The organism is Acidimicrobiales bacterium (assembly GCA_036491125.1).
Lineage (GTDB): Bacteria > Actinomycetota > Acidimicrobiia > Acidimicrobiales > AC-9 > AC-9.
Map to the genome: position 1 here is coordinate 39869 of DASXCO010000181.1, position 26417 is coordinate 66285.

Genomic DNA, 26417 nt, shown 5'->3' on the forward strand with positions numbered 1-26417 from the left:
AGCGAGGCCGACACACCCGGGTGTGTCGAGGCAGCTTCTGCCTCGTCTGGTGACAGGAACCGGACACGCAGCGCAACACAGCCTTGGGCACTCCGTGGACGTCGGCAACAGAGTCAAGAGCAAAGTGCCATCAGATGGAAGAGCGAGAGAGGGGAAGGACCGACGTGTCTGACCGCGGCAGCGAAAGCGAGAACCCAGTACTCCCGTACCCGGCCCCGATTCGGCGGAGGACGAACCTCGACTGGTGGCCGAATCAGCTGAACCTGCAGGTTCTTCACCAGCATTCGCCCAAGGCCAATCCGCTGGGCGAGGACTTCAACTACGCAGAAGAGTTCAAGACCCTCGACCTCGATGCGCTGAAGCGGGACATCACCGAGGTGATGACGACGTCGCAGGACTGGTGGCCCGCCGACTACGGCAACTACGGGCCGCTCTGGATCCGGATGTCGTGGCACGCTGCAGGCACGTACCGCATCCACGACGGCCGGGGCGGTGGCGGTACCGGCGCTCAGCGCTTCGCCCCCCTCAACAGCTGGCCCGACAACGCGAGCCTCGACAAGGCGCGCCGCCTGCTCTGGCCGGTCAAGCAGAGGTACGGCCGGAAGATCTCCTGGGCCGATCTGATCATCTTCGCCGGCAACGTGGCCTACGAAGCGATGGGGTTCAAGACGTTCGGCTTCGGGTTCGGGCGAGAGGACATCTGGGCCCCCGAGGACGACATCTACTGGGGACCCGAGGACACCTGGCTCGGAGATGAGCGCTACCGAGGCGACAGGGAGCTCGACAGGCCGTTCGGCGCCGTGCAGATGGGCCTCATCTACGTGAACCCGGAGGGACCCAACAGCAACCCGGATCCGCTCGCCGCCGCCAAGGACATTCGAGAGACCTTCGGTCGTATGGCGATGAACGACGAGGAGACCCTTGCGCTCATCGTCGGCGGCCACACGTTCGGCAAGTGCCATGGCGCAGTCGGCGCCGAGTACGTCGGTCCCGAACCCGAGGCCTGCCCCGTCGAGGAGCAAGGCCTGGGCTGGAAGAACACCTTCGGCACTGGCAAGGGCGCCGACACGCTCACCAGCGGGCTGGAGGGGGCATGGACCAACGAGCCGACGAAGTGGGACAACGGGTTCCTCGACAACCTGTTCAAGTACGACTGGAAGCTCACGACGAGCCCCGCCGGCGCGAACCAGTGGACTCCGACCGACCCCGCGGCGGAGAACGACGTGCCGGATGCTCATCTTCCGTCGAAGCGGCACGCCCCCATGATGCTGACGACGGATCTTGCGTTGAAGCTGGACCCGATCTACGGGCCGATCGCGAAGCGATTCCACGAGAATCCGGACCAGTTGGCAGACGCCTTCGCCAGGGCGTGGTACAAGCTGCTGCACCGCGACATGGGACCCGTCTCGCGCTATCTCGGCCCGTGGGTTCCGGAGCCGCAGCTGTGGCAGGACCCCGTCCCCCAGGTCGATCATGAACTGATCCGGGACAAGGATATTGCCGCCCTCAAGGGCAAGATCCTCGCGTCTGGACTGTCCGTTTCCCAGCTGGTCTCCACCGCATGGGCGTCGGCGGCGAGCTTCCGCGGTACTGACATGCGCGGCGGCGCGAACGGGGCACGAATTCGCCTTGCGCCGCAGAGGGACTGGGACGTCAACGACCCGGCCGAACTGGCGAAGGCGCTGCAGACCCTCGAGCAGATCCAGCAGGACTTCAACAGGTCACAGTCGGGCGGGAAGACCGTCTCGCTCGCTGACGTGATCGTCCTGGGCGGATGCGCGGCCGTCGAGCAAGCGGCGAAGAACGCCGGGCAGGACGTCACAGTTCCCTTCGTGCCGGGGCGCACCGACGCCTCGCAGGAGCAAACCGACGTGGAGTCGTTTGCCGTGCTCGAACCGTTCGCCGACGGGTTCCGCAACTACGTGCGAACCGGAGAGAAGTTCCCGGCGGAGCACGCGCTGGTTGAGCGAGCGAACATGTTGACGTTGACCGCTCCCGAGATGACGGTTCTCGTCGGTGGCATGCGCGCCCTGAACGCCAACTTCGACCGGTCCGCACACGGCGTCTTCACTGACCGGCCCGAGGTGTTGACCAACGACTTCTTCGTGAACCTGCTCGACATGGGCACGGAGTGGAAGGCATCCGTCTCGGCTGAGAACGTGTACGAGGGCCGCGACCGCGGGACGGGCAAGGTCAAGTGGACCGGCACTGCCGTCGACCTCGTCTTCGGTTCGAACTCCCAACTCCGAGGCATCTCGGAGGTCTACGGATCTGGCGACTCGAAGGAGAAGTTCGTACGCGACTTCGTGGCTGCGTGGGACAAGGTCATGAACCTCGATCGCTTCGACCTCACCTGATCGACGTCCCCCAAACGAAGAGGGGGAACCGGCACGTGACAGTAGTAGGGCAGACGCCCCTTCCACAGGAGAGGAGACTGGTTACCCCGATCCCCGGCCCACAGTCGTCACGGCTTCACGCCAAGCGAGGCGAGGTCGTTGCGAGCGGGGTCGCCAGCACAGTTCCCGTCTACGCGGCCACCGCGTCGGGGGCGGTCGTCATGGACGTCGACGGGAATTCACTGATCGACCTTGCCTCGGGCATCGGAGTGGCAGGTGTCGGCCACGGGAACCCTGCCGTGGCGGCCGCCGTCGCTGCACAGGCAGAGCGCTTCACACACACCTGCTTCATGGTCGTTCCGTATGAGGGTTATGTCGAGGTCTGCGACGAACTGAACCGACTGATTCCAGGAGATCACGCAAAGAAATCGGCACTGTTCAACTCGGGGGCCGAGGCGGTGGAGAACGCCATCAAGATCGCACGTCACGCCACCGGGCGTTCTGCCGTTGTCGTCTTCGATCACGCCTATCACGGCCGCACCAACCTGACGATGGCGTTGACTGCCAAGAACATGCCGTACAAGGACGGTTTCGGGCCCTTCGCTCCAGACATCTACCGAGTCCCGGCCTCCTATCCTTTTCGTGACCCAGAGGGCATGACCGGGGAGGCCGCCGCCGAGCGCGCCATCGATCAGATCGAATCGCAGGTTGGAGCGTCCAACACTGCCTGTCTTGTCATCGAGCCGGTCCAGGGGGAAGGCGGCTTCATCGTCCCGGCTCCGGGCTTCCTCGTCGCGATGGCTCGGTGGTGCCGGGACACGGGCGTGCTGTTCGTGGCCGACGAAATCCAGACTGGATTCTGTCGCACGGGAACCTGGTTCGCTTGCGAGCACGAAGGCGTCGTACCCGATCTGGTCACCACGGCCAAAGGGATCGCTGGCGGCCTGCCACTCTCAGCGGTGACTGGTGAGGCTCGCCTGATGGACGAGGTCCACATCGGCGGCCTGGGTGGGACGTTCGGGGGCAACCCGGTAGCCTGCGCCTCCGCCTTGGCGTCGATCCGCACCATGGAGGACCTCGACCTCACAAGCGCTGCCTCGAGGATCGGTGTCATCGTCTCGGAGCGGCTCCACGCCCTGCAGGCCGCGCATCCCGCAATAGGTGACGTGCGTGGGCGGGGTGGCATGTACGCCATGGAGCTAGTGGAAGCGGGAACGAAGAGATCAAATGCGCAAGCGGCCCAGGCCCTGGCCAAAGCCTGCCACCAGGCAGGGCTGATCGTTCTCACCTGCGGGACGCACGGCAATGTCGTACGGCTGCTCCCACCCCTGGTCATCGATGACGCCCTCCTGTTGGAGGCCCTCGACGTGCTGGCCGAGGCGGCCGACACGGTGCTCGCTGCCGACTAGCAGCCCAGGTCACTGGAGGCGCGGCCTCTCCCCGGTCCCCGATATGCCCTTGCTCATCGGCAATCGTCAGATGTCGCGCGGGTTCCTCGCCGAGCAGGGGCGCCACACCCGCTCCCATCGGGGGGACCCGCTCACAGCCGCTCGCCGCTCAGACCTTCGAGAGCCTCGATCAGAGCGGCGTAGTCATCGGAGCCGTGGCCGCGCCCGGCTGCGGCCACAAGAAGTTGGCCGGCCTCGGCTGCCGACGTGAAGGGGATGCCCAGGGACCGGGCCTCCTCCAGACACAGACGGACGTCTTTTACCATCTGGTCGAGCTTGAACAGTGTCGTGTAGTCGTGGCGGCGCATCAGTGCGGCCTTCTGGTCCAGCATGGCCGAGGCCCCCGAAGTACCGGGGACGACGCGCTGGAAGGCATCGAGGTCCACCCCGGCTCGCTTGGCCATCAGCAATGCCTCGCCCACCGTCACGGCATTGGCTGCAGCCATGCTGTTCGAGACCACCTTGACCATCTGCCCCTGCCCCAGCTCGCCGACGTGCACGATCAGCTCACCCATCGCTTCCAGTAGGTGCCGTGCCCGCTCCACGTCGCCCGGCGCGCCACCCACCATCATGGTGAGCGTTCCCGTCTCGGCTCCCGGCAGCGACCCTGAAACCGGGGCATCGACGAACGCGATCCCTCGCTCGGCCAACGCCTTGGCCACCATACGGGCTGCCGTGGGGCCGATCGTCGAACAGTCGACGCACAACAGCCCCCGCCGGGCGCCCTCGGCGACGCCACCGGGTCCCACCAGGACATCCATGACGGCGGGCCCATCGATGACCATGGAGACGACGGCGTCCACCTGGCCGGCCATCGCGGCAGGCGTGTCGGCCACGCTGGCTCCGTGAGCACGGGCGAACTCCTCGGCCTTCGGCCGGCTCAGGTTCCACACACTCAGCTCGAACCCAGCGCGGCGCAGGCTGGCCGCCATGCGAGAACCCATCAGGCCCAGTCCAATGAAGCCGATCGCACCGGTTGCCACTACCCGTGGAGCCTAACCGTGCGAAGGCCTTGCGACCGGAGCTGTCCCTATGCAGGCGATATCTCCCGGACCGCCCGATACGCAACGCCCTGTGGGGCCCGCTCCGGCTCATATGTGAGTCAGTTGATCGGTTCGTCCGACCGCCTCGTGTTGGCTTCGAAATGCAATTGCCGCGGCAGTCTGGTATCGCTGGCTTACGAACGGCAGCGAGTGGTGGATCTTGGGCTCGGCGATCAGGAGCTCGACGTCGTGACGAGCGGCTCGCGCCGAAAGGAGGAGCGCAATGACGTTGATTGGCTACACGATGTTGTGCGAGCAGGCAGGCCCGAGACAGCTGGTGCGAGACGTCGCTCTTGCCGAGCAAGCCGGCTTCGACTTCGCAGTGATCAGTGATCATTACTTCCCGTGGCTGGACTCACAAGGACACTCCCCGTACGCATGGAGCGTGCTCGGCGCCGCCGCCCAGGCCACCGATCGCATTCCGCTCATGACCTATGTCACCTGCCCGATCCGCCGCTATCACCCAGCCGTCGTCGCACAGAAGGCGGCGACCATGCAGCTGCTGTCCGAGGGTCGGTTCACCCTCGGGCTCGGTGCGGGCGAGAACCTCAACGAACACATCGTCGGCGGCCGGTGGCCCGTGGCCAGCTTGCGCCACGAGATGCTGGAGGAGGCGGTACAGATCATCCGGGCTCTGTGGAGGGGCGGCACGGTGACGCATCGAGGTAAGCATTTTGATGTCGAATCCGCCAGGGTCTGGGACCTGCCGGACACCTCGCCGCCGATCGGCGTCGCAGTGTCAGGGCCAGAAGGTTGTCGTCTGGCGGGACGGTACGCGGACGCCATGATTGCCGTCGAGCCTCGTGCCGACCTCGGCCAGATGTTCGACGAGGCGGGAGGCACCGGGAAGCCTCGCATCGCCCAGATAGCGTTGTCTTACGATCCCGATGAGCGGGTCGCGGTCACGCGGGCGATGCAGCAGTTCCGCTGGTTCACCGGTGACTGGAAGGTCAACGCCGAGCTCCCACTCCCAGCCTCATTCAATGCGGCATCCAGGACGGTGCGCGAGGAGGACGTAACTTCGCAGATGCCATGCGGCCCGGACATCCGGCGCCATGTCGCCGGGATTCGCGAGTTCGAGGCGGCCGGGTTTACCCACGTGGCCTTGGTGCAGGTCGGTGCTGATACCCAAGAAGAATTCATCTCGTGGGCGGCAACCGAATTGCTGCCCACCCTGCGAGGATGACGAGCCGGCCTCACGCATCAACTGTGTCAGCGCCGCTGGCTTCGACGCTCGAGGGCCCGAACGATGGCGCCGGCGGCGAGCAGGCCGACAAGAGTCAGCCAACCGCCGGGGCCGGGCGTACCCGAAGGCCCCCTCTGCTGGCCCCGCGACACCCGGGATGGCTCAGCGCCAAGGGGATCCGCCACCAGCATCGTTGGTCCGTCGCTGCGCAGGAGGAGGCGGCCTTGCATGGAGAACAGCAGCGCGAAGGACGGGCCCACGAGGAAGACCGCAATGACGAAGATCACGACCAGGGCCACCAGCGTCGAGTTCGGGGCGCCAGCATTGCCCAAATTCACGGAGGTTCCAGGCAGCACAGCAGGGTACTGGGCCACCCCCCAGCCCCACACGACCAGGGCCACCCCCAGGGCGGACAAGACACGAAGGCCCTGCCGTCGGCGACTGGCCAAGAGCCCCAGGACGGCCAGGCCGATCACGCCGGCCAGCACGACAAAAGGAAGCGCCCGGCCGGTCAGGCGGTTGGACAATGTCTCGTTCGAGGCGTGCAACTCCAGAAGGGTGGCTAGCGACAGCGCCCCGGTGACCACTCCGGCGACGATGGCCCGGAGGGTGAAGTAGCGCCGTAGGCGGTCTTCGTCTCTTCGCGCCGCTTCCTCGATGAGGTAGACGGCAGCCAGATAGGCACACGCGCTCACGAACAGGAACCCGATCAGCAGGGAGGTCGCCTGGGTCCACGCCGAGAGACTGAGGTGGGTCGCGTTGGCGGGAACGCTGCCGGCGGCGATGGCCCCGATCACTGTCCCCATGAAGAAGGGGGTGAGGAGCGAGGAGAAGGCGAACATGGCCCCGAAGGCACGCTGCAGGCTCAATCGAGCCGTTTCCTTGCGAAAGGCGAGGCCGATCCCACGCAGGACCACTCCGAACAGCGCCAGCCATAGCGGCACGGCCGCCGTATTCATCACGGCCGAGAATCCGGTGGGGAAGGCGGTCCAGAAGATGACCAGGGCGAAGACGAGCCAGACGTGGTTGGCTTCCCACACCGGGGTGATGGACTCCTCGATCAGCCGGCGCGGGGCGCGGCCACGGACGTCACCACCGGCCAGCAGATCCCACAGGCCACCGCCGAAGTCCGCCCCGCCGAAAATGGCGTAGGCGGCGATGGCGGCCAGCAGGATGGCTCCGACCGTGGCCGCGATCACCCGCCCACCTGTCCCAGGGCGCGCTCCTCCGGCATCGTCGGCGGACCATAGGGAACCCCCGGCTCCTCGTTCCGGCGCCATCGCCTGGCCAGGTAGCGCAGGATGAGGACCGTGGCAACGCCGAGAAGGGCGTAGAACACAACGGTGATGCTCAAGATGGCCAGTACCCCCCCGTTGGTCGTCGAGGCCGCCGAGGTGGTGAGGAGGCGATAGACGACCCAGGGCTGGCGGCCGACCTCTGTGACCACCCAGCCGCACTCCATGGCCACGATGGCCGCCACACCGCTGAGGCTGGCAAGGAGCCAGAACCATCGGATCAGGGGCAGGCGACGTCGACGCCACCAGATGTAGAGCGCCCACAGGCCCAGCAGCAGCAGCAGGCTTCCCAGGCCAACCATGACGTCGAAAGCCAGGTGGATGAGCCAGGGCGCCGGCGGCCGCTGGGAAGCAGGCACGCTGTTCCAGCCGACCACCTTCGTGCGGGGGCTGAAGCCGACCAGGATGGAGTCCAGCCAGGGGATCCGCAACCCCCCGTAGACATGCCCGTTGACGTAGACGCCGGCGATGTACTCCGGGACGTGAGTCGCTGCATGCGGGACATACTCCATGGAGGCGAACTTCACCGGCTGGTCGCTCGCGATGGCCCGGGCGGCGGTGTCTCCGATCACGAGCTGGGGCAGCGTGAGCACGCCCGCCGTCACGAACGGGATGGCGAAGCCGGTGTAGTGGTAGCGGTCACGTCGCCCTCGAAACACGCCGGCGGCGTAGACCCCGGCGACAGCGAAACCGGTGACCAGATAGGCAGCGAGAATCATGTGGGGCATCTCGTAGGAGGCAGCCGTATTGAAGAACACGTTCCACGGGCTCACCGAAACGACGTGGCCGCCTCGGACGGTGAATCCACCCGGCTGGTTCATCCACGAGTTGACAGCCACGACCGACATGGCACCGAAGATGCCGCTCACCGCGATGGGCACACCTGACCAGAAGTGCGCCCAGCCTCGTAACCGGCTCCAGCCGTAGAGGTAAATGGCAGTGAAGATGGCCTCCAGGAAGAAGAACAGGCCCTCGACGCCGAAGGGAAATCCCAGCACCTCCCCGTACTTGCGCATCAGCCTCGGCCAGAGGAGACCCAACTCGAACGACAGCACCGTTCCAGTGACCGCCCCGACGGCGACAAGCACCCCCATGGCCTGTGACCATCGCCGCGCCAGGAGGAGTGCGACCTGGTTCGAACGCCGGAGGCCGATGAACTCTGCGATCAGCACGATCGTCGGGAAGGCGATGCCGACGCAGGCAAGGATGATGTGAAACCCGAGGGTCGTCGCCATCTGGCCGCGGGCAGGCACTACCTGGCCGGCGGCCGCGAACACCGAGGGGTCAGCCACGTCACGACCATTCGACGCTGAGAGACTCCCGTGAGGATTACTCCCCTACTCCGCGAACTGTCAAGATGCCGACGGCGTCAGAGTGCTTATGGCGCTACGGATGCGCCTGCTGCTAGCCTCCCTTTTCGATTGAAGGACCTACCCGATCCGACGGTCCGTCGCCCAGAGGGGAGCTCGTTCGACGACGGCTGAGGGGTAGGGCAGCGTACGAGCAGGACTCGTGGACCGGGGGGTACGGCCATGGGGGCGCGTAGCTGGATTGAGTCGTGGCCGGTCTACCGTCAGTTGGCGCAGCACGACCTGCTCGGCCTCGGCGCGGCGACCAAGAGCAAGCGCAGCGAGGCGCTCGAGCCTCGTGTCCGACGGGCCGAGAAGGTGGCCAAGTCCGTGTGTCCCTACTGCGCGGTCGGCTGCGGCCAGGACGTCTATGTCGAGGACGGCCGGGTCACCCAGATCGAAGGCGACCCGGATTCGCCGGTCAGCCGCGGCCGCCTCTGCCCCAAGGGTTCGGCGAGCCTGCAGCTGACGACCGGCGACGCTCGTCAGTACCGGGTGAGATACCGGCGATCCTTCGGCACCGACTGGGAGGATCTGGACCTCGACACGGCCTTGGACATGATCGCCGACCGGGTCATCTCGGCCAGGCAGGCCGGCTGGCAGTGGCAGGTCGACGGCGCTCGTACTCGCCGCACGCTCGGTGTCGCCAGCCTCGGCGGGGCCACACTGGACAACGAGGAGAACTACCTCATCAAGAAGCTGTTCACTGCGCTCGGCGCCATCCAGATCGAGAACCAGGCCCGGATATGACACTCCGCCACCGTCCCCGGTCTGGGGACAAGCTTCGGGCGCGGCGGGGCCACAAACTTCCAGCAGGACCTGCAGAACTCTGACTGCATCCTGATCGAAGGCTCGAACATGGCCGAGTGCCATCCGGTCGGCTTCCAGTGGGTCATGGAAGCCAAGGCCCGCGGTGCCACCCTCATCCACGTCGACCCGCGCTTCACTCGTACCAGCGCCCTGGCCGACCTCCACGTGCCGCTACGAGCGGGGACCGACATCGTCTTCATCGGCGGGCTCATCAATCACGTGCTCAGCAATGACCAGTACTTCAAGGACTACGTCCTGGCCTACACCAACGCGGCGACGATCCTGACCGAGGACTACGCCGACACCGAGGACCTCGATGGTGTGTTCTCTGGCCTGATCCGCGATTACAACGTGTATGACTTCGATGCCTGGCGATACCAGGGAGACGAGGTCAAGGCGGTAGCCGGCGAGCGCGAGCAGCTCGAGGCCCAACACCGCATTCGGCGCATGGTGCGCCAGGCGGGGCGGGGCGAGGCGCACGGCTGCGGTGGCGCTGCCGCTCATCCGAACCCGGACACCGACCCGACCCTGCAGCATCCACGCTGTGTGCTCCAGGTGCTCAAGCGGCACTTCGCCCGCTACACGCCCGATCTGGTGGAGCAGGTGTGCGGGGTGCCACAGGGCCGGTTCACCAAGGTGTGCCAGCTCGTCACCGACAACTCGGGGCCCGACCGGACTACGGCGTTCGTCTACAGCCTCGGCTGGACCCAGCACACCGTCGGTGTGCAGTACATCCGCACCGCCGCCATCCTCCAGTCGCTGCTCGGCAACGTGGGTCGACCGGGCGGCGGCATCATGGCGCTGCGGGGGCACGCCTCCATCCAGGGGTCCACCGACATCCCGACGCTGTTCGACCTGCTCCCCGGCTACCTGCCGATGCCGCACGCCTACGGGAACGAGGATCTCGCCACCTACCTACGGGCCGAGTCGACCCGAGAGGGGTTCTGGTCGAACACCGGTGCCTATCTGGTCAGCCTGCTCAAGGCCTGGTGGGGTGAGGCCGCGAGGGCCGAGAACGACTACTGCTACGACTACCTGCCTCGGCTGACCGGCAGCCATAGCACCTACGAGACGGTGCTGGCCCAGCTCGACGGCAGGTGCAAGGGCTACTTCCTGTACGGCCAGAACCCGGCCGTGGGCTCGGCTAACGCCAGGATGCAGCGCATGGGCATGGCCAACCTGGACTGGCTGGTGGTGCGGGACATGGTGATGATCGAGAGCGCCACGTGGTGGAAGGACGGGCCCGAGATCGAGACGGGTGAGCTGCGCACCGAGGACATCGGCACCGAGGTGTTCTTCCTGCCCGCCGCCGCCCACACCGAGAAGGCCGGCAGCTTCACCAACACCCAGCGCATGCTGCAGTGGCGCGACCAGGCGGTCGATCCTGGCGGCGACGCCCGCAGCGACCTGTGGTTCACCTACCACCTCGGGCGAAGGATAAGACAGAAGCTGGCCTCCTCCGCCGAGGATGCTGATCGGCCGGTTCTCGACCTCACCTGGGACTATCCCGTGCGCGGTCCGCTCGAGGACCCGGACGCCGAGGCGGTGCTTGCCGAGATCAACGGGTGGGACTCGGATCAGCGGCCGCTGTCGACCTATACCCAGCTCGTCGACGACGGCTCCACCGCGTGCGGCTGCTGGATCTACTGCGGGGTGCGCGCCGAGGGGGTCAACCAGGCCGCCCGCCGCAAGCCAGGACAACAGCAGAGCTGGGTAGCGCCGGAGTGGGGCTGGGCGTGGCCGGCCAACCGGCGGGTGCTCTACAACCGAGCGTCGGCTGATCCAGAGGGAAGACCGTGGAGCGAGCGCAAGGCGCTGGTCTGGTGGGACGAGGGCGAGGGACGGTGGGCCGGCCACGACGTGCCGGACTTCATCGCCGACCGCGCCCCCTCCTACCGCCCGCCCAAGGGCGCCACGGGCACGGCGGCGATCTCCGGCATCGATCCGTTCATCATGCAAGCCGACGGCAAGGCCTGGCTGTTCGCCCCGGCCGGCTTGGTGGACGGCCCGCTGCCCGCCCACTACGAGCCCCAGGAATCACCTTTTCCCAATGCTCTCTACGCCCAGCAGCACAACCCGGTGCGCCAGCTCATCCGCCACCCAGACGACCGGTACCAGCCCAGCGGCGACGAGCCAGGAGCGGACATCTTCCCCTACGTGACCACCACCTACCGGCTCACTGAGCACCACACCGCCGGAGGCATGTCCCGGTTCCTGCCCTACCTGTCCGAGCTGCAGCCAGCCTTCTTCTGCGAGGTCTCTCCCCATCTCGCTGCTGAGCGCGGCCTCGAACATGCGGGCTGGGCGACGATCATCACCGCCCGTAGTGCCATCGAGGCGCGGGTTCTGGTCACCGAGCGGATACGGCCTCTCGAGGTGCAGGGCCGGACGCTGCACCAGGTCGGCCTTCCCTGGCACTGGGGTCCAAGCGGGTACACGACCGGGGACGCCGCCAACGAGCTGGCCCACCTGGCACTCGATCCGAACGTCCACATTCAGGAGGTAAAGGCCATGGCCTGCGACATCCGCCCCGGCAGACGGCCGCGTGGCCCGGCCCTTCGTGAGCTCGTGCGCGACTATCAGAGCCGCGCCGGCATAACGGACCAGACGGGGACCGAGATGTGAGATGGGCGCGGCGACAGGCCACGGTGTGACGAGCGCCCCGAACCTGGACACGGCATCAGCCGATCACCCTGGCCTCGACCCGGCCGCTCGGGCCGGTCATCTTGATCACCCGCCCCGCGTGGGGTTCTTCACCGATACCTCGGTCTGTATCGGCTGCAAAGCCTGCGAGGTTGCCTGCAAGGAGTGGAATGGCGTGCCCGAGGACGGTCTGCTCCTGACCGGGATGTCCTACGACAACACCCAAGGCCTGAGCGCATCGACCTGGCGCCACGTGGCCTTCATCGAGCAACCGGCCCAGGGCCCGATGGACGAGGACACCGCAGCCCAGCACGACGGTGAGGAGCGTCCTGAGCTGCGCTGGCTGATGTCGAGTGACGTGTGCAAGCACTGCACAGAGGCGGGGTGCCTGGATGTGTGCCCGACCGGGGCACTGATGCGCACGGAGTTCGGGACGGTCGTGGTCCAAGATGACGTCTGCAACGGGTGCGGCTACTGCGTGTCGGCCTGCCCGTTCGGGGTCATCGGCAGGCGCCAGTCAGATGGAGGAGCGCACAAGTGCACCCTCTGCTATGACCGGCTGGGTGACGGCCTGACGCCCGCCTGCGCCAAGGCGTGTCCCACCGAGTCGATACAGTTCGGTCCGCTCGACGAATTGCGGCAGCGCGCGCAGCGGCGGGTGGCCAGCCTGCACCAGTCCGGCAGGACCCAAGCTCGGCTGTACGGTGAGGACCCGGACGACGGCGTCGGCGGGGCGGGAGCTTTCTTCCTGCTCCTCGACCGCCCTGAGGTGTACGGCTTACCCCCGGACCCGGTTGTGCCCACGCGTGACCTGCCTCGCATGTGGCGGCACGCCGGCGTTGCCGCGGCCAGCCTCGCACTCACCGCCGTCGCCGCGTCCGTGGGACGCCGGCGATGAAGAGCCGCGCGGGCCGCCGCGGCGGCGAGAAGGCGATGGTGCCGGAGGCTGAGTTCACCTCCTACTACGGCCGGCCGGTGGTCAAGGAAACGGTGTGGGGGCCCGCTGTGCCCAGCTATCTGTTCCTCGGCGGGCTGGCCGGTGCCTCGTCGGCCCTCGCCGCCGGTGCCCAGATCTCCGGGCATCCGGAGCTCGCCCGCACGGCCAAGGCCGGTGCAGCCGGCGCCATCAGCCTGTCGCTGGGCGCGCTGGTACAGGACCTCGGCCGGCCCGCCCGGTTCGTCAACATGCTGCGGGTGCTCAAGGTGACCTCACCCATGAGTGTCGGCACCTGGCTGCTGTCCGTCTACGCCCCGCTCGCCCTAGCCGCCGAAGCGTCGGCAGTGACGCGAAAACTGCCACGGGCTGGGCTGGCCGCGACCTTCGCCGCCGCCCCACTCGGGCCGGCCGTCGCTGCCTACACCTCGGTGCTGCTCGGCGACACTGCCGCGCCGGCGTGGAACGACGCCCGCCGCGAGCTGCCCTACCTGTTCGTCGGATCGGCCGCCACGGCGGCTGGCGGGCTGGGCCTGCTCGCTGTCGCGCCCCAGAAGGCCAGGCCCGCCTCTCGCCTGGCGGTCGTCGGGGCGGCCACTGAGCTCGCGACTGAATGGCTGATCGATCGGCGCCTCGGCCCCGTTGCAGAGACCTACCGGACAGGCAGATCGGGAATGCTGATGCGGACGGGGCGCATGCTCGCTACCGGGGGGGCGGCCGGAGCGCTCCTCGGCCGCCGGAACCGGGTCGTCTCGGCACTCTCCGGAGCAGCACTGCTCGCCGGCTCGGCCGTCACGCGGTTCGGGGTGTTCGACGCCGGCCGCGCCTCAGTCAGGGACCCGAGGTATGTCGTCGAGCCACAACGGGGACGCGTAGACGAGAGGGGGATGATCGGATCGTCCAGGCACTAACGAACGCCAGGCTCGCCCAGTGACCTCAGCTGGTCGATCAGAGCTCCGAACCAGATGGCGAGGGTAGGGAACAAGAGGAAGTGGAGGGCAGGCAGCCATGCGTCTACATGGGTGTCTGGGGAATATGGATGGCCGGCTTCATGCAGTTCCTGACCGGCGTCTATCTCTTCGTGGGTCTTACCTGGTTCAACTCCTTTCGCGCGCCAGCTTTGTACATGGCGGCGTTGGCCTTCACCGCCTACGGAGTTCATTGGTTCGCGATCGGCACCAACCGGCTGCGACGTGCCGACCCCCGACCCAGCGGCTTCATGGCCGTGGCGTTCATGTTCATATCGATTCTGGGCATCATCGTCTTCCTCTCCAACAACGACGCGTCGGTCGCAGGGGTGTTCATAGGACTGACCGCCGTGTACGTGAGCGAGTTCTTCTCCACCTTTCACATTGGCGGCGACATCGGTGAGAAGGCGCTTGGCTTCTTCCGCCTCGGCACGGGTTTCTGGCTGATTTACCTCACGTTCGCATTCACCCTCAATATCACCTCGGGCTACCACCTCTGGACCTAGGATCGAGGCGTACATGCTCTAGAAGATGCAACACTGGCCGCATGGCAGCCAACCGGACCGAGAGCCACGACGTCTCTGACATCGAGTTCGACGCGGAGGGGACCACCCTGCGGGGCTGGCTTTACCGTCCGAGGTCGGCTCGGTCGCCGGCCCCAGTGGTCGTCATGGCCCATGGTTACAACTGTCTCAAGGAGTTCTACCTGGATGAATACGCGGCGTCGATCGCCAATGCTGGTCACTTCGTTGTCGCCTACGACCATCGGAACTTCGGCGACAGCGACGGAGAACCGCGCCAGGAGCTCGACCCTTGGGCACAGGTCCGTGACTATCGACATGCCATCACCTTCGCGCAGACGCTCGATGGCGTAGACGCCGATCATGTCGGAGTGTGGGGAAGCAGTTACGCCGGCGGCCACGTGCTCGTTGTCGGGGCGATAGACCGACGAGTGAAGTGCGTGGTCGCCCAGGTGCCGACGATCAGCGGGTGGCAGTCGACATTGCGGCGTACTCCGCCTCAAGCCGTAGCGGACCAACGCCTGGCTTTCGATGCCGACCGCCTCGAACGCTTCCGTGGTGCACCGCCGAAGATGGTGCCGATGGTGATGGATCCAGGCGAGAGCGGCCTCGCGTCGCACGGGAGCGCGGATGCTTGGAAGTTCTTCACCGGGCAGAGCTCACCTCCGGAGGACCAGTGGCGATTCACGAAATGGCGCAACGAGATCACGCTGCGGTCACTCGAGCTGTATTCAGAGTACGAGCCCGGGTCCTACATCGAGCGAATCGCGCCCACACCTCTGTTGATGATCGTCGGTGACGCCGACGTCGTTTGTCCGGCCGACCTGGCACTAGAGGCCTTCAATCGGGCCCGACAACCGAAAGAGCTCGAGCTTTACCCCGGTGGGCATTTCTCTGCCTATACCGATCAACTCGAGCGAGCTGCACGAGCGGCGACGGGGTGGTTCGTCGAACACCTGCACTAAGCCCAGAGCTCGGGGCGACGCCTATACTGCGGACATGCCCATCACGTCCAACGGTGCGGTGTCGCTCTACTACGAGGTCTTCGGTGCAGACGACGCCCCGATGCTGTTGTTGGTGAACGGGCTCGGAAGTCAGTGCATCAACTTCAAGGTCGAGTTCTGTCAGAAGTTTGTCGGCGAGGGATTCCGTGTCGTCCGATTCGACAATCGGGACGTCGGGCTGTCCAGTCATCTGAAGGGTGGCCCGAAGTACACCGTCGACGACATGGCCGACGACGGATTCGCGGTGCTCGATGTCCTGGGCGCCGCCGCCGCCCACATAGCCGGCTGGTCCATGGGGGGGATGATCGTCCAGGCGATGGCGATCAAGCATCCGGCCCGGACCTTGTCAATGACCTCGGTGATGTCGGCACCGGGACCCATACCAGTCGAGCGTGCCCCCGATGTGATCGCCGCCTTCACCGCGCCGCCGGCCACGACCCGCGACGAGGCGGCCGAGCGCCACCTGACGGGGCTGCGGGCGTGGGGGAGCCCGGCCTATTTCGACGTCGACCGCATCACCGCCGATGCGCACGCTGCCTATGATCGCTGCTGGGATCCTGAGGGCAGGGCCCGCCAGGCCATGGCGATCGGGTCGTCGCCGTCGAGAGAGGCCGAGCTCGGATCGCTCGAGGTGCCGACCCTGGTGGTACACGGCGACGCGGACCGGCTGGTCCCCCTCGAAGCCGGGCGGGCGACAGCCGCTGCCATCCCCGGCGCCCGTCTGGAGATAGTGGAGGGCATGGGACACGACTATCCACCCCAGTACTGGGATCGCATGGTCGGGCTGATCACGTCTCATGCGAGGGCTTCGGTCTCGACGGGCTGACGCCGAATCGTTCACGGTGCCAAGGACTGCATTAGGCTTGCTGGCCGGGCACCGGGTGGGCATGAGAGGGGAACGGGCATGAGTTCTGTTGATTTCCCTCGGCCGAACATGGGCGACTCTGGCGATCTGGAATCACGGGCGCCGTGGGAGCTGATCTACGAGTACAGGCCGCGGGTTGTCCAGGTGGTGGAGTACGGCGCGTCAGCAGAGGCTGTGCTCTCACGGCGTACGCCGCCACCACCAGAGGGGGCGCGGTTCGACCTCTACTTGGAGGGGCCCGTCACCGGGCCGAGGCTGACGGGGACGGTCAAGGGCGTGGACTATCTCTACATCCGGGCCGATGGGCGCGCCCAGCTCCACATTCACGCACGGATCGCGACCGAGGACGGAAAGAGCGTCGCCCTGGCTGCTGATGGCGTGGCAATACCGTACGAAGAGTCACCCGTGTTTCAGCTCCGCGAGAACGTGACGCTGACGACCAACCACCCGGAGCTCTTGTGGGTGAACCCGATTCAAATCTGGGCATCGGGAACGGTCGACGTGTCGAACGGGCAAGTACACGTCAAGGCGTACGTTGCCTGAGTTCAGTGACCGGCGATCTGGCCACCGTCGACGTGCAGAATCTCACCGGTGATGAAGGGCGATGTCTCCAGGAAGATGATGGCGTTGACGATGTCGCTGACTTGGCCTACGTGCCCGATTGGTTGGCGTCCGGCGACTGCATCGTAGGCTTCGGGAGGGTACGTCGGTGTCCGAATGACGCCTGGCGAGACAGCATTGACCCGAATGCAACGGGAGGCGTACTCGATCGCCAGCGACTTCGTGGCCGAAGCGAGGCCACCCTTGGTGAGCGAGGTCAACACCGATGGCTCTTCGGAGTTCGCGTAGTCGACGAGCGTCGTCGTGATGTTGAGCACGTGGCCAGCGCCCCCCTTCAGCATCTCGGCGATGGCGCGTTGAGTGAGAGTGAAGAAGCCAGTGAGGTTCACCCCGACGATGGCTGCATAGTCTTCGGCGGTGTAGTCCGTGAAGGCCTTGGAGATGAACAGACCGGCGTTGTTGATCAAGGTATCGATCCGTCCGAATCGTCCGAGTGCTTCCGTGATGATTCGCTCGGTCGTGAGGGGCTGGATGATGTCCCCGTCGACCGTCAGCACGTCTTGGTCCTCGGAAGGCGCGATCGTCCGGGCGTTGGCAACTACCGCCCAGCCGAGCCGGCGGTAGGCGGAGACGAGGCCGGCACCAATGCCCTGAGAGCCTCCGGTGATGATGGCCACTTTCTGGTCCTGATCGCTCATGGTCTTGCTCTCGCTCGTGGGGAAGGGCCGTGAGGAAGTGCAGGCCTGACGGCGCCGAGCGAGAATCACGTTGAGAGGGGCTTGGTGGCGCACGGCGCTGGCCGGTTGAGGCATTCAGTTGTAGGGGAACATGGGGTCACTTGGGTGCCGGGCCAGGGGCGTGGTCTCCACGGTCATCCAGGCGTCCAGCGGCAGCGACTCGAGAATCGCCTGCATCTCGGCGGCGTCCAGCGCTCGCCACAGGCCCAACGCCCGAGACTCTCCCTGCCTCGCTGTCAGGGTCCAGAGGCGGACAAGGTGTCCTTGCTCGGCCAGCTCATGGGTACGTTGTGCCTCGCGCCTCTCAGCGCCGTCGATGTCCTGGCTCGATGTTCCCTCCGGCACGGTGACCGTGAAGGCGGTCAGAAATTCCGGGGCTGCCTCCCGGGCTTCTTTCCGGGGGTTGTTCGGGTGAGGCATGAGGGGGGTGACCTCATCTGTTCGCCACACGCGCAGGGGCATGGAAGCCAGGACTTTCTCGAGCTGGCCGCGGTCATCGGCGGAGAACAGTCCCAGCGTGCGCCATTCGCCTGGTTGCAGCGGTGGACGCCAAAGGCGGAGTAGGTGTCCCTCCGCCGCCAGCTCTCCAGAGTGCTGGGCTTCGCGGCTTCGGATGTCGTCGACGGCTTCTTGGGCTGTTCCATCGGGAACGTGGGTGGTCATATTCACGAGATACTCCATAACGCTTCATTCTTGCCTCTCGAGGAGGGGGTCGCGCCCGTGGAAGACACTGGTTGGTGGCCCCGTTCTCCTTCGCCGGCGGTGAGGTCTGATGCCCGGTTATGGTCGGGGCGCCATCCGCGAGTGGTCTGGCAACGCGCCGCGGAGGTCCTTGCGGGAGCTGACCCCCAGTTTCGTGAAGATCTTGCGTAGGTGCCACTCAACCGTCCGGGTGCTGATGAAAAGTTGTGCGGCGATCTCCGCGTTGGTGCGCCTGTCAGCAGCGAGCCCAGCGATCTGCGCCTCCTGGGGCGTGAGCTCATCAGAGGTCTCGACCGTGCGCTTGCGCACAGTCTCGCCAGTGGCGAGGAGCTCATGCCTGGCACGCTCAGCGAACCCCTGCGTGCCCATCGTTGTCGTCATCTTGTGGGCGGTTCGTAGCTGATCCCGAGCGTCCAGCCGGCGATTCTCTCGCCGCAGCCACTCCCCGTAGAGCAGATGAGCTCGCGCCAATGCCGTGCGCACGCGGGTCCGCCGGAGGCGGTCGAGCGCCTCCCGGTACCAGGACTCGGCGGCCTGGCCTTGGCTCAACAGCGCCTGTGAAGACGCCTCGATTCCCAGTGCCCAGTCACTGCCGCTGGCCTGTGCCATGTCCGAGAGCTGGCGCAGTGCGCCGGTGGCCTGCTGGGGCTGGCCGCTTCGTGCGGCCGCTTCCACGAGCTCGTACAGCGACCAGGGCGAGATGACAAGCTCGTCGACGACGGTGGCTGCACGTGCCGCGTCGGCGGCGCGTCCGTAGTCGCCGAGGCCGTTGTAGAGCACCGCCTGGGCGTACTCGGCGTAGGCCAAGGCTGCGCCCTCACCCCGGGCGGACGCGCCTCGCGTCATCACCCGGGTCAGTTCGGTGACAGTCGATGCCTCCCCACGCCAGGCCGCAAGAAGGAGTGGCACGTAGGGCAGCGTGGCCGCTCGGATCCCCGGATCGATCTGCTCACGCTCGGCCAGCAACGCCGCCGCCTGGGACAGGTCCCCCGCCTGAATGTGGTACTCGGCGAGATAGTCCAGGGCAAACGGGAGCCAGCTGAGGGTGCCGCTGGCCCGCGCCAACCGGACCTGGCCGACTGCGAGCTCGAACCAGGCCTCGTCGTTCCACTGGTCCATGGCGATCAGGTTGTACGAGACACACAACCAGTCCAGCTCCTCCGGCTGGGCCCGGTAGTCGCGAAGCGCCTTCCGGAGGCCGGGTGCGGCAGCCGCGTAGCCATCGGACATCCGCACCGCCAGGCCGCGGACCAGCAGATCCGAGTGCGCAAGGGGCTCGGGTCCGAGGGGCGCGGTTTTCGCTTGGAGCGAGATCTCTTCTACGTCTCCTTCGTACGCCAGCCGACCGGCGTAGATCGCGGCGACGATGGCTTCGAGATAGGTCTGCCGAGCAAGGTCGGCATCGAGGGTCTGTAGACGCTGCGCAGCTCGAAGCAAGAGCGGCGGCGCATCCCTACCCCGCCTCAGCGCAAACGTTATCTGGGCGCGCATCCGCTGTACGTGCGCATGGTCGAGCTCGCTCACGGGTCCAATATCGGCCACTGCCAAGAGCGCCTGCGCAGCCTCGAAGTCCGCCGCGGCATATTTCGCCTCGGCTGCCACCAGAGCCCGTGAGGCTTGCTGGCTGGGATCCGGCGTCAGTGACACTGCTTTCTCCCAGAAGGCGGCAGCGGCGGCGACCCCTCCTCGGCTTTCGGCACGACTTGCACAGTTGATCAGATCGGTGGCCACGGCCTCGTCGGGGCCGCTGGCTGCCTGGGCGCCATGCCAGGCTCGACGGTCGGGGTCGACCGCCGGATCAGTGGCAGCCGCTAGCGCCCCATGAGCGGCTCGCCGATCCTCTGCGCTGGCGGACCGATAGACGGCCGAGCGCACGAGAGGATGGCGAAAACGGACGTGCTCACCAATCTTCAGCAAGCCGGTGTCGGTCGCCAGCTTCACTGATCCGAGGTCCAGTCCGAGTACCTGAGCAGCCCGCAGCAGTAGTGCCGTGTCTCCAAGCGGTTCGGCCGCGGCGAGCAGCATCCACCGCCGAGTCTCGATAGGCAACTGACGGAGGCGTTCCACGTATTCATCCTCGATGCGTCGCGGCAGGGCCTCGGGAGGCGCGAATCCACCGAGGAGCTCGCTTGCGCCTGAGCTTCTGCCGAGCTCGAGTAGGGCCAGAGGATTGCCATGCGTCTCTTCGATGATCCGAGCCCGGACGTTCTCGTCAAGCGGACCGCGGGAGACCGTCGCCAGCACGGCGCAAGCTGACTCTTCGTCCAATCCGTGCAATCTGAGCTCGGGGAGCTGTCCAAAGTCATCGGGCGAGCTACCTGGCGTTCGCGCCGCCAGCACAAGTGCTATCGACTCCCCCAGCAGCCGGCGGCCGACGAACCCGAGTACCTGAGCCGAGGCCCGGTCGAGCCACTGTGCGTCATCGACGACGCACAACAGTGGCTGGTGCTCAGAGACCTCGGCCAAGAGGCTGAGCGCGGCCAGCGCAACGAGAAAAAGGTCTGGTGCGGGGCCCACCATGAGGCCTAAGGCAACTCCGAGCGCGTCCCGCTGCGGGGCCGGGAGACGCTCGAGGCGGTCGAGCAGAGGCCCGCACAGCTGGTGAAGCGCAGCGAAAGGGAGCTCCATCTCCGACTCCACCCCCACTGCCCTCACTACCCTCAGATCCGCCGCTGATCTGACCGAATAGTCCAAGAGTGCGGTCTTTCCTACTCCGGCCTCGCCCCGCACGACCACAGCGGCACTGTGCCCACTACGCGCCTGGTTGAGCAGCCGTTCCAAGACCTCGCATTCGCTGCTCCGCCCTAGTAACAACGCCAGCACCCCCGACCCGAAACCATTGCTCATCCTAGGCGGCTCGAGCTCAGACGACACCCCGTCGAGCGCAGGCGGCCCGCGCGCTGGCGAGCAGCGCCGACGACCAGCTCCTGGTCGGGACTCCACCAAGGCGTCTGGGATCCAATGTGTTGCTAACGTTGGCTCCGTCCCCGAGCCAGCAGGTCGAGGACGCAGAATGGGGGGAGAACATGACTGATGTCGATGTGCTCGTCGTAGGAGCCGGGCCCGTCGGGTTGACCGCGGCAAGCGAGCTCCGGCGACATGGTCTCGGCTGTCGCATCATCGATCGGTTGGCGGCCCCGGCGGGTATTGCCAAGGCGGTTGGGATCCAGCCTCGGACCATGGAGGTCTGGGAGGCCACTGGGCTGCTGCCCGAGGCCCTTGATGCGAGCACTCCGATGCGGGGCCAGAAAGTCTTTGTCAATGGCGAGGAGACATCCGAGATGATGCTGGAGCTCCCGCCGTCGGTGCCGTTCGAGTTCGTCTCGCTGCCCCAGTACGAGACGGAGCGGATTCTCACCAAGCACCTCGGGCGTCTGGACACCTCCATCGAGAGGGGGGTGGAGCTCACCTCGTTCAACCAGGACCCGGAGGGAGTGAGTGCAGAGCTCGTCGGACCCGGGGGCCAGGAGACGGTCCGGGCGCAGTTCCTGGTCGGATGCGACGGAGCCCACAGCGCCACCCGAAAGGGCCTAGGCGTCCAGTTCGCCGGCGATGCCTTCCCAGAGGAGTACATGCTGGGCGACGTCGAGGTCGACTGGTCCATGCCCCCCGGTCTCGCCATCCGGGCCATGCACCAGACGAACGGGACCGTCGACGATGTCCTGATCTGCATACCGTTGCCGGGACGAAATCGTTACCGCGTGTCGATGCTGGTCCCCCCGGAGCTGGCGACGAAGCCGCCCAGCGAGGGCGAGGTAGCCCACGGGATGGAGGCCGCTCAGGCCCCTGAGTTGGGCCACATCCAGGCCGTCCTCGACCGTCTGGCGCCGGAGGCCACGCAGGCCTCGAACCTGCGCTGGTCGTCGGTCTTCCGTATCAGCCACCGGATCGTCGATCGCTACGGAGCCGGCAGGGTCTTCCTGGCCGGGGATGCCGCCCACATCCACCCTCCCACGGGAGCCCAGGGCATGAACACCGGGATCCAAGACGCCTACAACCTGGGCTGGAAGCTCGCTCTCACCCTGCAGGGTGTTGCCGTTGACGGGCTCCTCGACACCTACCACGCCGAGCGGCATCCCGTCGGCGAGGAGGTGGTGGGCCGCACGGTGCGCCACGCCCGCGGCGGCGTCGAGGGCGATCCCGCTGATCCGTCGACAGTGATACTTCGAGAGGCCCAGCTCCTGGTCGGTTACCCGGACAGCCCCCTCGTTGGCGAGGACGTCGAGGGCCAGCAGTTGGCCGAGGGGCCGCTCCCCGGCCAGCGCGCCCCCGACTGCCGAGGGCTGCGACGCAGCTCCGTCACTTTCCCGGTGCGGCTATTCGAGTTGCTGGGCGCGGGCGAACACACGCTCCTCACCTACGCCGAGGATGACGAGCAGGCCGCCGGTCTCGACAAGCTGGCCACCGAGGCGACCGAACGAGCCGCCGGCCACTTGCGGACGTATGTTGTCCTGGCTCCGGGCGTCGACGCCGCCGGTCTGACGCTGCCTACAGTTCAAGACGCTTCGGGAGAGTTCTTCGCCTCCTACGACGCCAGAGGCGGGTGCGGGTACGTCATCCGGCCAGATGGCTATGTCGGATACCGAACAGGAAACATCACCATTTCCAACCTGTCGGCCCACCTGGGGAAGACATTCGCCGTTTGATCGACCGCTGGATCTCGCGACTACTGACGAAGGGTGACGCTATGACCGAGAAGGAGATCACCGTCGAGACCGACGACGGGAGGATGAAGGCGTTCGTCGTTTACCCCGACAGTGAAGGGCCCTTCCCGGTCGCCGTGCTGTACATGGACGGTGTCGGCTACCGCGAGCAGGTGAAGGCGAACGCCCGCCGTTTCGCCGCGGATGGCTATTTCTGTGTGGCCCCGGACCTGTTCTACCGCTTCGGCGACAACATCACTATCGATTTCTCCCAGATGGGAGACCCAGGCGTCCGTGAGCGCGTGATGCGCCTCGTGGGCGGCTTGAAGCCCCAGATGGTCGCCGCCGACACCCGAGCGCTGCTCGCCGCGGTTGCCGAGAACCCCGCCGCCGCAGCCGGACCGAAGGTGTGCGTTGGCTACTGCATGGGCGCGCGGATGGCCCTGCACGTGGCGTCCGCCCTGCCGGAGGAGTTCGTGGCCGCCGCCGGCATCCATCCCGCCGCGCTCGCAACCGACGCGCCCGATTCTCCCCACCACGACCTCGCCAACGTGCGCGGCGAGCTCTACTTTGCTTTCGCCGAGATTGACCAGTCCGCCACGGCGGAGGTCGTCGACCGCTTCCGCGCCGAGCTAGAGAGACAGGGCGTCCGAGGGGAGGTCGAGCGGCTGCCGGGCGCCTCGCACGGCTTCGCCATGGCTGACCTGCCGGTCTACGACGAGCGGGCAGCCGAGCATTCTTTCCAGCGGACATTGGAGCTGTGGCGGCGCAACCTCGCGCAGGAGACGGTCCAAGGCTGAGTGACGCCCTCGGTGTCCCACCGAAGGTTAGACGCCCTTCTCAAGCTCGGCGACATCGGCGTCGGTGAGGGTTACGCTGGCGACCTTCATGTTCTCTTCCAGGTGGGCGAGGCTCGACGTACCGGGGATCAGCAGCACGTTGTCGCGGTGCGCGAGGAGCCAGGCCAGACCAACCTGCGCGGTCGAAGCGCCGACGCGTTCGGCAACGGCCCGGACAGCGGCGCTTTCAGTGACCTTCGGCATGCCAGGGAACGCGGACCCGAGCGGGAAGTACGGCACGTAGGCGATGCCGGAGCTGTGGCAGAGGTCCAGCACATCGGTGTCTTTTTGCTCGACCAGGCTGAAAGCGTTCTGCACGCACACGATGTCAGCCTGCGCGACGGCCTGCTCGACCTGGGCCCGGGAAGCGGTCGAGATGCCAACGCCAGCGATCTTGCCCTCGTCGCGTAGCGAGACCATCTCGGCCAGCTGCTCGTCGAGCGGCACCCGCTGGTCGACGGGGAGCTCGTGTTGCTCCATCAGCCGCAGGTTTACGGCCCCGAGCCGGTCGGTGGCCAGGCTCCGCAGATTGTCCTCGACCGCCGAGCGCAACTGCTCGGGCCGCTGGCCAGGGAGCCAGCCGCCCTGCTCGTCGCGGAAGGCGCCGACCTTGGACACCAGCACCAGGTCGTCGAAGTAGGGGTGCAGCGCCTCGCGGATCAGGTCGTTCGAGACGTCGGGCCCGTAGTACTGGGCCGTGTCGATGTGGTTGACGCCGAGCTCGACCGCACGCCGCAACACGGCAACAGCCTCGTCGTGATTGCGCGGCGGCCCAATGACGCCGGGGCCGGGAAGCTGCATAGCGCCGAAGCCGATGCGGTGCACGGTGAAGGCGCCAAGGGAGTACGTGTCCACGATGTCAACGTTAGCGCGAGATCAGCCGCGAGCTTGAGGGACCCGAGCCACGACCGGGCCAGGAAACGGGCTGCTATGTCAGTGTGGGCGGAGGTTGCTTCCAGGCGTTCCAGTAGGCGATGTCGGTCGTCGGACGACGGGGCGCCTCGCTCCACTTGCCAAGCGGGTAACCGACCGGGATCATTGCGAAAGGTGTAAACGCCTCGGGCACGTCGAGCACCTCTTTGACATCGGCCTCGCGAAGGCGATGGACCGTGGTCAGTGTGGTACCCAAGCCCAGAGCCCGGGCTGCGAGCAGGAGGTTCTGCACAGCAGGCCACACGGACGCATCAGCATGGCCCCTGGCGCAAGGAATGACGATGGCTGGCGCCTGGCCCATGTGCTCACCCAGATGATCGGCCGAACGGAGCAACCGCGTCGCTGCCGCGTCCTCGTCACCCGAGTCGACCGCCGACTGGTAGCTCACCCGCGCCCGCTTCCAGCACGCCCGGTAGATGTCGCCGAGCCGCCGACGCTTGTTCTCATCAGTGACGATGAGCCATCGGGTCGGTTGGAGGTTGCCACCAGAGGGCGCCTTGCTGGCCGCCTCGACGATGGCGAGCAGATCCCGATGACCGACTGGGCGCTCAGGGTCGAGCCGACGCATCGCCCTGGTCGTACGGATGGCCTCGAAGAGCTCCATGCCGACATCCTCCCACCGGCGGGTGTCGAGGGCGAGGGCTCAGGACTGGGTGGGGTAGGACTGGGCTGATGGTCGAGCATCTCGTTATGCTGCGGTCTGGTGAGCTCGCTCCAGCCGGTGATAGCCCGTAAGACCTGGCGATCTGTCGAACCCGTACACGCCATGATCTACTTCGCTCCCGAAGCGGCGGAGCGATACGTCGCCCTGGGCCTCGATGGCCAGATGGGCTATTTCGCGTCGCGCTCCGCTCCCATGGGCCCGGTCGGCGTCGAGGTCGTCATCGCCACGTTCTTCAACTTCAATCCCGACCTCGTCGGGAGCGCCATCCCGGTCGCTTGGGAGAAGGCGACTTGCGGGGAGATCCTCGAGGCGAGGCTTGCCGGTGCTGACATGGCCCTCCGCCGGGTGCTGGGCGACGCGGCTGGCTCACCCGAGATGGCTCGGGCCGCGGAGCTCGCCCGCATCGCTGCCGAGGCTGCCTCGGAGCGTCCCGAGGGACGGCCCCTCTTCGCCGGGCACTCCAAGCTGCCCTGGCCGAGCGAACCACACCTCGTCCTCTGGCAGGCCCAGGCGCTCCTGCGGGAGTATCGCGGTGACGGGCATGTAGCCATCCTCACCGGAGCCGGACTCACCGGCATCGAGGCGCTGGTGCTGCATGCGGCGACCGGCGAGGTCCCGGCTGAAGCGCTGCGCGTGACGCGGTCCTGGTCACATGAGCAGTGGAACGAGGGCGTCGAGGCCGTCCGCTCACGGGGCTGGCTGTCCGCCGGAGAGGAGCTGTCGCTCTCGGAGGCCGGCCGGGCCCATCGCCAACAGGTGGAGGATGCTACCGATCACCTGGCCCTCCACCCCTATGCGGCCCTCGGTGACGAACGCTGCTCAGAGCTGCGCGCCCTGGCCCGGCCGTTCAGCAGGACGATCGTGTCGGCCGGCATGCTTTTCGGCGCTCCGCGCAGCGGCTGAATCGAGATCCGCCAGGCCGTGGTGGCGTACGTG

21 protein-coding genes are annotated in these 26417 nt (G+C 66.6%); 13 read left to right on the plus strand and 8 right to left on the minus strand.

The features are described from left to right. Positions 1-164 precede the first annotated feature (164 nt). Both katG and gabT read left to right on the plus strand, forming a co-directional pair. Positions 165-2357, plus strand: a complete 2193-nt coding sequence (gene katG / locus VGF64_14580) for a catalase/peroxidase HPI (protein ID HEY1635987.1) — start codon at positions 165-167, stop codon at positions 2355-2357. A gap of 35 nt (positions 2358-2392) precedes the next feature. Continuing rightward, a complete protein-coding gene (gene gabT, locus VGF64_14585; protein ID HEY1635988.1) occupies positions 2393-3745 on the plus strand; it encodes a 4-aminobutyrate--2-oxoglutarate transaminase in 1353 nt (450 codons plus the stop codon). A gap of 131 nt (positions 3746-3876) precedes the next feature. Here the strand turns inward: gabT and VGF64_14590 are convergent, their stop codons facing one another. Beyond that, positions 3877-4767: an NAD(P)-dependent oxidoreductase gene (locus tag VGF64_14590; protein ID HEY1635989.1), complete on the minus strand. Its 891-nt coding sequence runs from the start codon at positions 4765-4767 to the stop codon at positions 3877-3879. A 304-nt stretch (positions 4768-5071) separates the two neighbouring features. On the opposite strand from VGF64_14590, the gene VGF64_14595 reads away from it, so the two are divergent. Continuing rightward, on the plus strand, positions 5072-6013 hold the full coding sequence (locus VGF64_14595; GenBank protein HEY1635990.1) for a TIGR03557 family F420-dependent LLM class oxidoreductase: 942 nt from the start codon (positions 5072-5074) through the stop codon (positions 6011-6013). Positions 6014-6039: 26 nt separating this feature from the next. On the opposite strand, the gene VGF64_14600 is transcribed toward VGF64_14595, so the two are convergent. Together VGF64_14600 and VGF64_14605 are read right to left on the minus strand one after the other, a co-directional pair. Beyond that, the gene (locus VGF64_14600; GenBank protein ID HEY1635991.1) at positions 6040-7212 is read right to left on the minus strand and encodes a cytochrome d ubiquinol oxidase subunit II; all 1173 of its coding nucleotides are present in this window, start codon (positions 7210-7212) and stop codon (positions 6040-6042) included. After that, positions 7209-8600, minus strand: a complete 1392-nt coding sequence (locus VGF64_14605; GenBank protein ID HEY1635992.1) for a cytochrome ubiquinol oxidase subunit I — start codon at positions 8598-8600, stop codon at positions 7209-7211. Before VGF64_14605 ends, VGF64_14600 begins: the two co-directional genes overlap by 4 nt. 240 nt (positions 8601-8840) lie before the next feature. On the opposite strand from VGF64_14605, the gene fdh reads away from it, so the two are divergent. From fdh to VGF64_14640, 7 genes are all read left to right on the plus strand, one after another. Continuing rightward, positions 8841-12092: a formate dehydrogenase gene (gene fdh, locus VGF64_14610; protein HEY1635993.1), complete on the plus strand. Its 3252-nt coding sequence runs from the start codon at positions 8841-8843 to the stop codon at positions 12090-12092. 1 nt (position 12093) lies between these two features. Further along, entirely contained in the window at positions 12094-13008 is a 915-nt protein-coding gene (locus VGF64_14615; protein HEY1635994.1) for a 4Fe-4S dicluster domain-containing protein, read from the plus strand. Beyond that, positions 13005-13955: an NrfD/PsrC family molybdoenzyme membrane anchor subunit gene (gene nrfD, locus VGF64_14620; GenBank protein HEY1635995.1), complete on the plus strand. Its 951-nt coding sequence runs from the start codon at positions 13005-13007 to the stop codon at positions 13953-13955. The genes VGF64_14615 and nrfD overlap by 4 nt, the downstream gene beginning before the upstream one ends. A gap of 80 nt (positions 13956-14035) precedes the next feature. Beyond that, positions 14036-14518 (plus strand): hypothetical protein, encoded by a 483-nt coding sequence (locus VGF64_14625; protein HEY1635996.1) that lies wholly within the window; start codon positions 14036-14038, stop codon positions 14516-14518. Positions 14519-14559: 41 nt separating this feature from the next. Beyond that, positions 14560-15498, plus strand: coding sequence for an alpha/beta hydrolase (locus tag VGF64_14630; GenBank protein HEY1635997.1), 939 nt, complete (start codon positions 14560-14562; stop codon positions 15496-15498). Positions 15499-15532: 34 nt separating this feature from the next. Beyond that, positions 15533-16363 carry an alpha/beta fold hydrolase gene (locus tag VGF64_14635; GenBank protein HEY1635998.1) on the plus strand — a complete coding sequence of 277 codons (831 nt, stop codon included), beginning with the start codon at positions 15533-15535 and terminating at the stop codon, positions 16361-16363. A gap of 78 nt (positions 16364-16441) precedes the next feature. Continuing rightward, positions 16442-16945, plus strand: coding sequence for a DUF3237 family protein (locus VGF64_14640; protein HEY1635999.1), 504 nt, complete (start codon positions 16442-16444; stop codon positions 16943-16945). 2 nt (positions 16946-16947) lie between these two features. Here VGF64_14640 and VGF64_14645 read toward each other — a convergent pair whose 3' ends face one another. From VGF64_14645 to VGF64_14655, 3 genes are all read right to left on the minus strand, one after another. Next, on the minus strand, positions 16948-17661 hold the full coding sequence (locus tag VGF64_14645) for an SDR family oxidoreductase (protein ID HEY1636000.1): 714 nt from the start codon (positions 17659-17661) through the stop codon (positions 16948-16950). A gap of 114 nt (positions 17662-17775) precedes the next feature. Continuing rightward, positions 17776-18381, minus strand: coding sequence for a muconolactone Delta-isomerase family protein (locus VGF64_14650; protein HEY1636001.1), 606 nt, complete (start codon positions 18379-18381; stop codon positions 17776-17778). Positions 18382-18480: 99 nt separating this feature from the next. Next, the gene (locus VGF64_14655) at positions 18481-21249 is read right to left on the minus strand and encodes an AAA family ATPase (protein HEY1636002.1); all 2769 of its coding nucleotides are present in this window, start codon (positions 21247-21249) and stop codon (positions 18481-18483) included. Positions 21250-21428: 179 nt separating this feature from the next. Here VGF64_14655 and VGF64_14660 point away from each other — a divergent pair, with 179 nt between their 5' ends. Both VGF64_14660 and VGF64_14665 read left to right on the plus strand, forming a co-directional pair. After that, complete coding sequence (locus VGF64_14660) at positions 21429-23048, plus strand: FAD-dependent monooxygenase (GenBank protein ID HEY1636003.1); 1620 nt, start codon at positions 21429-21431, stop codon at positions 23046-23048. A 41-nt stretch (positions 23049-23089) separates the two neighbouring features. After that, positions 23090-23845 carry a dienelactone hydrolase family protein gene (locus VGF64_14665; protein HEY1636004.1) on the plus strand — a complete coding sequence of 252 codons (756 nt, stop codon included), beginning with the start codon at positions 23090-23092 and terminating at the stop codon, positions 23843-23845. A 27-nt stretch (positions 23846-23872) separates the two neighbouring features. Here the strand turns inward: VGF64_14665 and VGF64_14670 are convergent, their stop codons facing one another. Continuing rightward, complete coding sequence (locus VGF64_14670; GenBank protein HEY1636005.1) at positions 23873-24739, minus strand: oxidoreductase; 867 nt, start codon at positions 24737-24739, stop codon at positions 23873-23875. Between the two features lie 73 nt (positions 24740-24812). Beyond that, complete coding sequence (locus tag VGF64_14675) at positions 24813-25421, minus strand: nitroreductase family protein (protein HEY1636006.1); 609 nt, start codon at positions 25419-25421, stop codon at positions 24813-24815. A 99-nt stretch (positions 25422-25520) separates the two neighbouring features. On the opposite strand from VGF64_14675, the gene VGF64_14680 reads away from it, so the two are divergent. Beyond that, complete coding sequence (locus tag VGF64_14680; GenBank protein ID HEY1636007.1) at positions 25521-26384, plus strand: hypothetical protein; 864 nt, start codon at positions 25521-25523, stop codon at positions 26382-26384. The last annotated feature ends 33 nt before the right edge of the window (positions 26385-26417 follow it).

Excerpts from the sequence above, each read along its gene's own strand:
- VGF64_14595 (HEY1635990.1), top strand. The coding sequence starts at position 5,072 with ATGTTGTGCGAGCAGGCAGGCCCGAGACAGCTGGTGCGAGACGTCGCT.
- VGF64_14615 (HEY1635994.1), top strand. The coding sequence starts at position 12,094 with ATGGGCGCGGCGACAGGCCACGGTGTGACGAGCGCCCCGAACCTGGAC.
- nrfD (HEY1635995.1), top strand. The coding sequence starts at position 13,005 with ATGAAGAGCCGCGCGGGCCGCCGCGGCGGCGAGAAGGCGATGGTGCCG.
- VGF64_14630 (HEY1635997.1), top strand. The coding sequence starts at position 14,560 with ATGGCAGCCAACCGGACCGAGAGCCACGACGTCTCTGACATCGAGTTC.
- VGF64_14635 (HEY1635998.1), top strand. The coding sequence starts at position 15,533 with ATGCCCATCACGTCCAACGGTGCGGTGTCGCTCTACTACGAGGTCTTC.
- VGF64_14640 (HEY1635999.1), top strand. The coding sequence starts at position 16,442 with ATGAGTTCTGTTGATTTCCCTCGGCCGAACATGGGCGACTCTGGCGAT.
- VGF64_14645 (HEY1636000.1), bottom strand. The coding sequence starts at position 17,661 with ATGAGCGATCAGGACCAGAAAGTGGCCATCATCACCGGAGGCTCTCAG.
- VGF64_14650 (HEY1636001.1), bottom strand. The coding sequence starts at position 18,381 with ATGGAGTATCTCGTGAATATGACCACCCACGTTCCCGATGGAACAGCC.
- VGF64_14655 (HEY1636002.1), bottom strand. The coding sequence starts at position 21,249 with ATGAGCAATGGTTTCGGGTCGGGGGTGCTGGCGTTGTTACTAGGGCGG.
- VGF64_14660 (HEY1636003.1), top strand. The coding sequence starts at position 21,429 with ATGACTGATGTCGATGTGCTCGTCGTAGGAGCCGGGCCCGTCGGGTTG.
- VGF64_14665 (HEY1636004.1), top strand. The coding sequence starts at position 23,090 with ATGACCGAGAAGGAGATCACCGTCGAGACCGACGACGGGAGGATGAAG.
- VGF64_14675 (HEY1636006.1), bottom strand. The coding sequence starts at position 25,421 with ATGGAGCTCTTCGAGGCCATCCGTACGACCAGGGCGATGCGTCGGCTC.